This window comes from Chitinimonas viridis (assembly GCF_030409555.1).
GTDB lineage: Bacteria > Pseudomonadota > Gammaproteobacteria > Burkholderiales > Chitinimonadaceae > Chitinimonas > Chitinimonas viridis.
The window spans coordinates 82,943-91,707 of record NZ_JAUFPU010000023.1; the positions used below are offsets into that span (position 1 = coordinate 82,943).

Annotated in this window: 11 protein-coding genes; all 11 read left to right on the forward strand. The window is 61.4% G+C overall.

What is annotated here, in order from left to right; translation table 11 throughout:
- Positions 1 to 226: 226 nt before the first annotated feature.
- Positions 227 to 1,240: a type VI secretion system protein TssA gene (tssA, locus tag QWZ03_RS20805; RefSeq protein ID WP_290334531.1), complete on the forward strand. Its 1,014-nt coding sequence runs from the start codon at positions 227 to 229 to the stop codon at positions 1,238 to 1,240.
- A gap of 58 nt (positions 1,241 to 1,298) precedes the next feature.
- Entirely contained in the window at positions 1,299 to 1,829 is a 531-nt protein-coding gene (gene tssB / locus QWZ03_RS20810; RefSeq protein ID WP_284198358.1) for a type VI secretion system contractile sheath small subunit, read from the forward strand.
- Between the two features lie 18 nt (positions 1,830 to 1,847).
- The gene (tssC, locus tag QWZ03_RS20815; RefSeq protein ID WP_284198357.1) at positions 1,848 to 3,347 is read left to right on the forward strand and encodes a type VI secretion system contractile sheath large subunit; all 1,500 of its coding nucleotides are present in this window, start codon (positions 1,848 to 1,850) and stop codon (positions 3,345 to 3,347) included.
- 369 nt (positions 3,348 to 3,716) lie between these two features.
- On the forward strand, positions 3,717 to 4,280 hold the full coding sequence (locus tag QWZ03_RS20820) for a hypothetical protein (protein WP_290334532.1): 564 nt from the start codon (positions 3,717 to 3,719) through the stop codon (positions 4,278 to 4,280).
- Between the two features lie 13 nt (positions 4,281 to 4,293).
- The gene (locus QWZ03_RS20825) at positions 4,294 to 4,755 is read left to right on the forward strand and encodes a hypothetical protein (RefSeq protein WP_290334534.1); all 462 of its coding nucleotides are present in this window, start codon (positions 4,294 to 4,296) and stop codon (positions 4,753 to 4,755) included.
- Positions 4,756 to 4,855: 100 nt separating this feature from the next.
- Positions 4,856 to 5,344: an Hcp family type VI secretion system effector gene (locus QWZ03_RS20830; protein WP_290334535.1), complete on the forward strand. Its 489-nt coding sequence runs from the start codon at positions 4,856 to 4,858 to the stop codon at positions 5,342 to 5,344.
- Between the two features lie 158 nt (positions 5,345 to 5,502).
- Positions 5,503 to 6,309 (forward strand): type VI secretion system accessory protein TagJ, encoded by an 807-nt coding sequence (locus QWZ03_RS20835; protein ID WP_290334536.1) that lies wholly within the window; start codon positions 5,503 to 5,505, stop codon positions 6,307 to 6,309.
- Between the two features lie 2 nt (positions 6,310 to 6,311).
- Positions 6,312 to 6,974: a hypothetical protein gene (locus tag QWZ03_RS20840; protein ID WP_290334537.1), complete on the forward strand. Its 663-nt coding sequence runs from the start codon at positions 6,312 to 6,314 to the stop codon at positions 6,972 to 6,974.
- Between the two features lie 2 nt (positions 6,975 to 6,976).
- Positions 6,977 to 7,309 carry a hypothetical protein gene (locus QWZ03_RS20845; protein WP_290334538.1) on the forward strand — a complete coding sequence of 111 codons (333 nt, stop codon included), beginning with the start codon at positions 6,977 to 6,979 and terminating at the stop codon, positions 7,307 to 7,309.
- A complete protein-coding gene (locus QWZ03_RS20850) occupies positions 7,306 to 7,998 on the forward strand; it encodes a hypothetical protein (RefSeq protein ID WP_290334539.1) in 693 nt (230 codons plus the stop codon). The genes QWZ03_RS20845 and QWZ03_RS20850 overlap by 4 nt, the downstream gene beginning before the upstream one ends.
- Positions 7,999 to 8,078: 80 nt before the next feature.
- The coding region (locus QWZ03_RS20855; RefSeq protein WP_290334540.1) for a type VI secretion system Vgr family protein at positions 8,079 to 8,765 on the forward strand (687 nt) is incomplete at its 3' end.

An 8,765-nucleotide genomic window follows, 5' to 3' on the forward strand; every position in this document is an offset into this window, starting at 1 on the left:
TGGCGATCAGGATCAGTTTTCAATGATACCTAGGTTCGCCGCATAACCGGAAGTTGGGTGGCAAAATGACATAAACATCAAAAACAAGTCAACACAATGATTAGATTAGAGAATCGTTATCGATTGATGGTGAAAAATGCCATTTGAGTTCGATAGTAAATTCCAATAGCATCGCCACCCACAAGAACCATGCCTTTGCGGTCAAAAACCCGCAAGGAGGAAAAGTATGTCACACATCGATCTCGCAGCCCTGCTTGCGCCGGTAGCTGATGCGCAGCCCTGCGGCGACAACCTCGAATACAGCGCAGAATTCCTCGCCCTGGAAGCCATGGCGGGCGGCACGCCTGAGCAACAGTTTGGCGACACCATCATTGCCGCCGTGGCACCCGATTGGCTGGCCGTAGCCCGCCAAGCCCAGGAGATGCTGGCCCGCAGCAAGGATTTGCGCATCGCCGGCTTCCTGGTCCGCGCCGCCACCCGCAACAGCGGCCTGCAAGGCCTGGCCCAGGGCCTGTCGCTGGTAGCCGATCTGCTGGCCCAGTATTGGCCTGACCTGCACCCCGAGCTGGAAGACGGCGACGCCACCATGCGCGTCAACGCCCTGTCGGTGCTGGCCAGCGCCGAGTGCCTGCAGGCTGATGTGCGTCAGTCGGTTTATCTGGAAGTGCGTGGCCTCAGCAGCTGCCTGGTGCGCGACGCCGAAATCACCCTGAGCGGCCGGGCCGAGCGCGAAGGTGGCCTGCAGGAGGCCGACCTGGTGCGCCTGGTGCAGGCCGACCCGGCACAGGCGCAGGCAGTGGCCGAGCTGCTGACGCAGATTCTCGCCTCGCTCGCCGTCATCACCAGCCAGCTGGACGACAACGCCCCCTACCACGGTCTGGACTTCCAGCCCCTGCGCCGCCTGCTGCAGGCCCTGCAGCTGCCGCTGAAGGCCGTGACCGGCGATACCGCACCGGCTGCCGATGAGACGGCCGAGGGCAGCACCCAGCCAACCGAAGGGGCGCCGGTCAGCCACGCACCCGCCGGACAATGGCCCCAATCTGTCAACAGCCGCCAGGAAGCCGCACGGCTGGTGGAGTTGGCATGCAGTTACTTTGAACGTCATGAGCCCGGACACCCGGCTCCGCTGCTATTGCGGCGCGGCCAAAAGCTGATGACAATGGATTTCCTGGAAATCATGCGCGAACTTGCCCCTGAAGGTCTGGGCCAGATCGAGATGGTTGCCGGGCTTAACCGCTAAACGGTCATTGCCGGCCGAAACGCAAATCTCTACCCACCTCAGCTAGCAAGGACCCCCCATGGCTAAAAGTGATAGCGGACAAAAATTCATTGCCCGTAACCGCGCACCGCGCGTACAGATCGAATACGACGTTGAAGTCTACGGCGCCGAAAAGAAGGTGCAGCTGCCCTTCGTGATGGGCGTGCTGTCCGACCTCTCCGGCAAGTCCGAAGTGGATCAAGGCTCGCTGGCCGACCGCAAGTTCATGGAGATCGACGTCGACAACTTCGACTCGCGCATGAAGTCGCTCCGCCCCCGCGCCGTTTTCAGCGTACCCAACGCCCTCACCGGCGAAGGCAACCTCAGCATTGACGTCAGCTTCGAGAGCATGGACGACTTCTCGCCGGCCGCCATTGCCCGCCAGATCGAACCGCTGCGCAAGCTGCTGGAAGCCCGCCAGCAACTGGCCAACCTGCTGACCTATATGGACGGCAAGACCGGCGCCGAGTCGCTGATCGCCAAGTTGCTGCAAGACCCGGCCCTGCTGGCCAGTTTGTCCAGCAGCCCCAAGGCCGAAGCCGCCGATACGGCCGCCACCGTTGCCGAATAAGCCAGGGAGCATGATTGCATGACCACCGAATTACAGGATTTCGCCAAATCCGGCCCGCAACACGAAGAGCAGAATGATTTCTACCAGCTGCTGCAAAAAGAGTTTCGTCCCAAGACCGACGAAGCCCGCAGCGCCGTGGAGCAGGCTGTCCACACCCTGGCCAAGCAGGTACTGAGCGACACCAACCTGATCAGCGACGACGCCTTCAAGTCCATCGAAGCCATCATTGGCCAGCTGGATCGCAAGTTGTCCGAACAGCTCAACCTGATCATCCACCACGCCGACTTCCAGCAGCTGGAATCAGCCTGGCGCGGCCTGCATTACCTCATTACCAACACCGAGACCGACGAGATGCTCAAGGTCAAGGTGTTCAACGTCGCCAAGACCGATCTGCATCGCACCCTGCGCCGCTTCAAGGGCACCAACTGGGATCAAAGCCCGTTCTTCAAGCGTGTTTACGAAGAAGAATACGGCCAGTTCGGTGGTGAACCGTTTGGCTGCATGGTGGGTGACTACTTCTTCGACCATAGCCCCGTCGATGTCGAGCTGCTGCGCGAGATCTCGCGTACTGCCGCCGCTTCGCACTGCCCCTTCATTACCGGTGCCGCTCCCTCGGTGATGCAGATGGAATCGTGGCAGGAACTGGCCAACCCGCGTGATCTGACCAAGATTTTCCAGACCCCGGAATACGCCGCCTGGCGCTCGCTGCGCGAATCGGAAGACGCCCGCTACCTGGGCCTAGCCATGCCGCGCTTCCTGGCCCGCCTGCCCTACGGTGTCAACACCAACCCGGTGGACGAGTTCGATTTCGAAGAAGACACCGCAGGCGCCGCCCACGAGCGCTTCGGCTGGGCCAACTCGGCCTATGCCATGGCCGTCAACATCAACCGCTCGTTCAAGCAGTACGGCTGGTGTACCCGTATACGCGGCGTGGAATCGGGTGGCGCGGTAGAGAACCTGCCTTGCCATACCTTCCCCACCGACGACGGTGGCGTGGACCTGAAATGCCCGACCGAAATCGCCATTTCGGACCGCCGCGAGGCCGAGCTGGCCAAGAACGGCTTCATGCCGCTGCTGCATCGCAAGAACTCGGACCTGGCCGCCTTTATCGGCGCACAGTCGCTGCAAAAGCCGACCGAGTATATGGACGCCGATGCCAGCGCCAACGCCCAGCTGGCTGCCCGCCTGCCTTACCTGTTTGCCGTCTGCCGCTTTGCCCACTACCTCAAGTGCATCGTGCGCGACAAGATCGGTTCGTTCACCAGCCGCGACGAAATGCAGCGCTGGCTAAACGAATGGATACTGCACTACGTCGATGGCGATCCTTCCAACTCGTCCGAATCGGTCAAGGCTGAAAAGCCCCTGGCTGCGGCCGAAGTCCATCTGGAAGAAATCGCGGACAACCCAGGCTACTACGCCGCCAAGTTCTTCCTGCGCCCGCATTACCAGCTGGAAGGCCTGACCGTGTCGTTGCGCCTCGTGTCCAAGCTGCCATCGGCCAAGGAAGGCGGCGGCTAGTACTCACACTCGGGCAAGCGGTGGGCCTAGCCAGCCGTTTGCCCGACTCATGCAGTAGCAGCAAATGCAGTACAAAAAGTCAGATTGCGCACAGCAATTATGACAATATCATTAAATGATAATGCATCCGTATTGAGATGCAGGAGGAAATCGGATGGCGCTTGCCAAGGCAGCCCTTCGCCTATACCCGGCCACCTCTGGTGCAGTGCTGCTGTTTCCAGCGCCTGCCCGCCAGGAGGCCCGGTGCGTAGACGTGACACCTCCGATAGAGGGCAGGCAGGGCGATTGTCCTGCCCGCGATCAAAGCACTGCGGCATGGCTTAGCCGCAACTTAAACACTGCATTGCACCAGCTTTCTGGACGGTCGCAATGCGCTCAAGTGAAATGACAATGTCATTATTTACCTTTATACGCTCGCAGCAAGTACTAAGGTATGCGGGTCTCGCTTTGGTTTTCGCAGCTGCATCAGCATGCCCAACGGTTGGCTTCACTCCCCTGCCTATTGGTCAAGGCTCAACAGCCGATCAATACGTCGGTCACGGTAGGCATCTGGAAGTGCTGTTTACCCACGAAGGCCAAGCTGGCGACGTCGATGTCTTTCCCGAGCCTCCCCTGGTGATCAAGCAACGTAAGGATGGCAAGCAATGCAAGATCGAAGAGGGCGGCATCTGGGTAAGGAAGTCGGTCTTTCTGGACGCGAGCGAACAGCACCTGCTGGTGCACGAGTACAGCGGCTCCAACGACAGCTTGGTGATCTACCGCACCAGTGATTGCAAGACGATCAAGACCATTGATGTGAGTGGGCTGCGCTGGCAAGTGGAAGGTTCCCAGCTGGTTACGGGCAAAGCATGCAGCGCCGACAGTCTTGCCAGTTGCAAGACCAAGCGCAAAGTGCCGCTGATCACCGTCAGCAAAAGTACATCACCACAATAAGCAAGAGAGAAACATGGCTGATCAATGCATCGTCGACGCATGCCGTGCAGTCTGGGAGCAATCCTTTACGGCTGGCGTGCTCAACAAGAACAACTGCTCTGGTTTCGTCAAGGCTGTCGCAGCCGAGCTCGGCATACACCTGCCCAATACCCAGGCTGATGGCATTGCCGACTATCTGGATCGCAACTGGACAAAGCTTGCCAGCCCGGCCGAAGCCCTTACCCGTGCCGGTCAAGGCTATCTCGTCTTGGCTTGCCTCAAGGCAGGCGAGCACCAGCCCGTCAAATCCAATGGCCACGTAGTCGTCATTGTGCAAGGTCCTGTGTATCGCAACAAATACCCACGCTGCTGGGGCGGCAGCATCGGCGGTGCGCAGAGCGCCGGCACCCGTTCAGTAGGAGAAGTATGGAACACCCGTGATCGCGACCAGGTTCGCTACTACGCGTGGAACACGGCAATTTGTAACGCAGGTTGAAAAGGCAGTACCCCATCCAGTATCCCACTGGTATAGCAGCACCGTACCGGGGAGACGTTCTGCGCCCCGCGCGCAAATTCTAAGCAAGGAGAAGCAGTAAATGGCAATTGATATGTTCCTGAAAATCGACGGCATCGAAGGCGAATCGGCTGACGACAAGCATGCCAACGAAATCGAACTGATTTCCTTCAACTGGGGCATGTCGCAAGCCTCCAGCATGCACGCCGGTACCGGTGGCGGCCAAGGCAAGGTGTCGGTTGACGACCTGTCCTTCGTCCACTTCCTGGACAAGGCCAGCCCCATCCTGATCCAGACCTGTATGTCCGGCAAGCACATCCCCAAGGCTGTGCTGACCGCCCGCAAGGCCGGTGAAAAGCCCCTCGACTACCTGAAGATCACCATGACCGACGTGCTGGTCAGCTCGGTGAGCCCTTCGGGCAGCAACGGCGCGGGTCAAGCCGTGATGGAAGCCGTTGGCCTGTCCTTCTCCAAGGTCAAGGTCGAGTACCAGCCACAAGGCGCCGATGGTAGCGCCAAGGGTGGCGCCGTGGTGTCCGAGTGGGACATCAAGGCTAACAAGAAGGTGTAAGTCCCTGTCAGGCATCCTGAGCCAAGGGCGCCTCCCCAGGGAGTGCGTCTCGCGGCCCAGGGCACCAGACAGATCGCAGTAGCTGGGCCGCAAGGCCCAAGGCAATGGTCGGCCCTGTCGCCGGCCATTGCCGTTCCCTTCCGCAAATGAGATTAGCAATGAGTTTATCGAGCAATGCCGAAACCCTGATCCGGGAGAATCGCCCGTCAGAAGCACTGGAAGCCCTGCAGGCAGAGGTACGCACCTCTCCGGCCAAACCGGAGCCACGCGTTTTCCTGTTTCAGTTGCTGGCCGTGCTGGGAGACTGGACCCGGGCGCAGACGCAACTCGATACCCTGGCCAAGCTCTATGATGACTACGCCACCTTCGCCCAGCTGTATCGGCAGGTGCTGATTGCCGAGCGCAACCGTGCCGATGTCTTCGCTGGCAAGGCCACCCCCATCGTCATCGGCGAACCCGCCCCCTGGCTGGCGCAACTGATCGAAGCCCAGCAGCGCGATGCCGCCGCCCAGCACGCCGCCGCCGCCATACTGCGCCAGCAAGCCCTGGCCGATGCGCCGACCTGTGCAGGCCAGATCAACGAACAACCCTTCAGCTGGCTGGCCGATGCCGACAGCCGCCTGGGCCCGGTGCTGGAAGCCCATGTCAACGGCCAGTACCGCTGGATACCCTTCGACAAACTGAACAGCATCACCGTGCAAGCACCAGAATCGCTCGTCGACCTGGTGTGGGTAAAGGCCGAACTGGAACTGGCAGGCGGCCAGCAGACGCCAGCGCTGATACCCGTGCGCTACCCCGGCACCCCCGCCATGGGCGGCGCGCTGGCCATGTCGCGCGCCACCCAATGGCTGCAGCCGCACACCGATACCTGGGTGGGCCTGGGTCAGCGCGAGTTCAGCTGCGACACCGCCGAATTCGCCCTGCTCGACGTGCGGCAAATCCGTTTCGACCCGGTGGCAGAATAGCCATGGCCGGCCAGCGCACACCCGGCCCCCAGGGTACCAGCAGCAGCATGGTGCCCCTGGAGCGGGGTATCGCCCAACGCATCCAGCCCGCCATGGCTGGCGCGCTCGGCGTTCGCGCAGGTTCGCAGGGCAATGTGCAACTGGCCTGGGCCTCGCAAAAGGGTTTCTATGTCCACCAGCGGGTCACCTTTCTGGTCATAGGCCGACACCTGCCGCAGGACGAACGCGCCATACTGGCCCATGCCCATGTCGCCGCCGATGCCAAGGTGTACCAGGGGCTGGATTCCACCCACAGGCATGCCATGCGGCGCCCCCGGCAAACCACCGATGAAGCCCAGGCCGAAGCCAATCGCTTTGTGCGGGCGCAATACCAGCGGGCCTGGAATGCCCCCGATCGCAAGACCGCCTTGTTCGAGTTCGGCCTGGCCCTGCATACCATCCAGGACTCTACCTCGCCCTCGCATAGCGGCTTTCAGCTCTGGACCGGCGAAGAGACTTTTGGCGAAGAAGTCGGCCACGTCCACAAGGAAATGATCAACCCAGGCGACGACAGCCAGCTCTACCTTGCCACCAAGACCGCCTGGGAGTGGTTTGTCGCCAAGCGCCTGCCAGCTGGCAATCTCTTCATCTTTGGCTGCGATGGCTGCAGCACCGGCTTGGGCTAGCCATGGCGCCACACGCCCTCCCCCGCCTGTACCCACCAGCCTGGCTGGCGGCGGCACTGCTGTGTGCCCCGGCCATGGCCAGCGGCAACATCAACGTCATGTTCTGGCTGGCCGGCGCCGTACTCACCCTGCTGCTGAGCATAGGCGTGCTGCTCTTCACCCTAAAACGCCATCGCCTGGTTTTCCTGACGCTGCATGTGCTGCTGCTCATGCTCATCTGGTACCTGGCCATGGGCGCACGCGGCGCCTCGCACGACCTGATAGGCGGGCTGCTCACCGTCGCACCGCTGGCACTGTGTGGCGCCTGGCTGGGCTTACAGAGGGCAAGCCGATGAGCCGCCCTTTGCCCTTGCCATCCCTACCCATGCTCGCCCTGCTGTGGCTCGCCCTGATCGCGCTGCCAAGCCAGGCCGACGAGGGCCGGCTGTTTGAGGACTACGACAGTTTCTACAGCCAGTTTCACACCCAGCCACCACCGCTGACCTTGCTGGGCCCGCTATCGCCCCCCAACGGCAAGCACGCGGTCTGGACGCGAGATACCCCGCTGGGCAAACTGGCCATAGGCAGCAAGGGCCAGTACCTGTTGAACCGGCACGCACTGGCCATCAGCCGGCTCAGCGTAGGCGGCCCCCAGGCCGACCTGAGCAAGCTCGATCTTGCCACGGCCGATGTCTACCAACTGGGCGCGCAGCATATCTGCGTCGAGAGTGCCACCAGCCTTCTGGGCGCTTCCGGCAGCTTGCAGCGCTGGCGCTACATAGTCGTGCTGGACGACATGGGGCGCGACAGCTTCGCCGTGTTCTCGCTGTTCGGCTCCTGCCATGCCATCAGCGATCTCGACGGCGATGGCAAGCTGGACCTCATCGTAGTCAGCGCCGACGGCGACTACTTCCAGGCCCAGGCCAAGGCCCGCCACGGTGGGCAGTTGCGCACCCTGGCACTGGCCGCTTGGCAATTGATACCAGAAGCACCCGACAACCCGTATGTCTTCCGGGCCAGTCCGCTGACAGACCCGTTTAATTAAGCACACCGTTAAAACCGATAACCCCATACGTGCCGCCAGCAACACTAGGCCCACAGCATGAATACCCAGGGATAGTCCGCATGTTCGATCATCGCAATGTCCGCCTCACCACCCCGCTCGGCCCCGAAGCCCTCATCTTCCGCCGCCTGGACGGCCACGAAGCGCTCGGACAGATCGGCCAGTACAGCCTCACCGCGCTCTCCAAACGCCCCGACCTCCCCCTGGACAAACTCGTCGGACAGCCACTCACCATCAGCTCCGACCTCATGCTGATGGCCACACGCCATCTCAACCTCTACGTCTGCGAGATGTCACTCAAGGGCAAGGAAGGCGACTACTACGTCTACGAAGCCATCCTCCGTCCCTGGCTCTGGTTCCTCACCCGTACCGCCGACAGCCGCATCTTCCAGGAACAGAACACCCCCGACATCATCAAGGCCATCTTCGCCGACCACCCCCTGGCCAAGTTCGAGTTCCGCCTTACCCAATCCTATGTCCCCCGCGAATACTGCGTGCAGTACCGTGAGTCGGACTACAACTATGTCGCCCGCCTGTGCGAACAGGAAGGCATCTACTTCTGGTTCGAGCACAAGGACGGCCTGCACACCCTGATCCTGGCCGACGCCCTCTCCGCCCATGCCCCCGCTCCCGGCTATGCCCACATCCCCTTTGAACAGGGTGGTGGTGATGGCGGCATGACCTCGGACCGCGAACACCTCGAACACTGGAACTACACCAAGTCCGTCCAGCCGGTGGACTATGTCCTC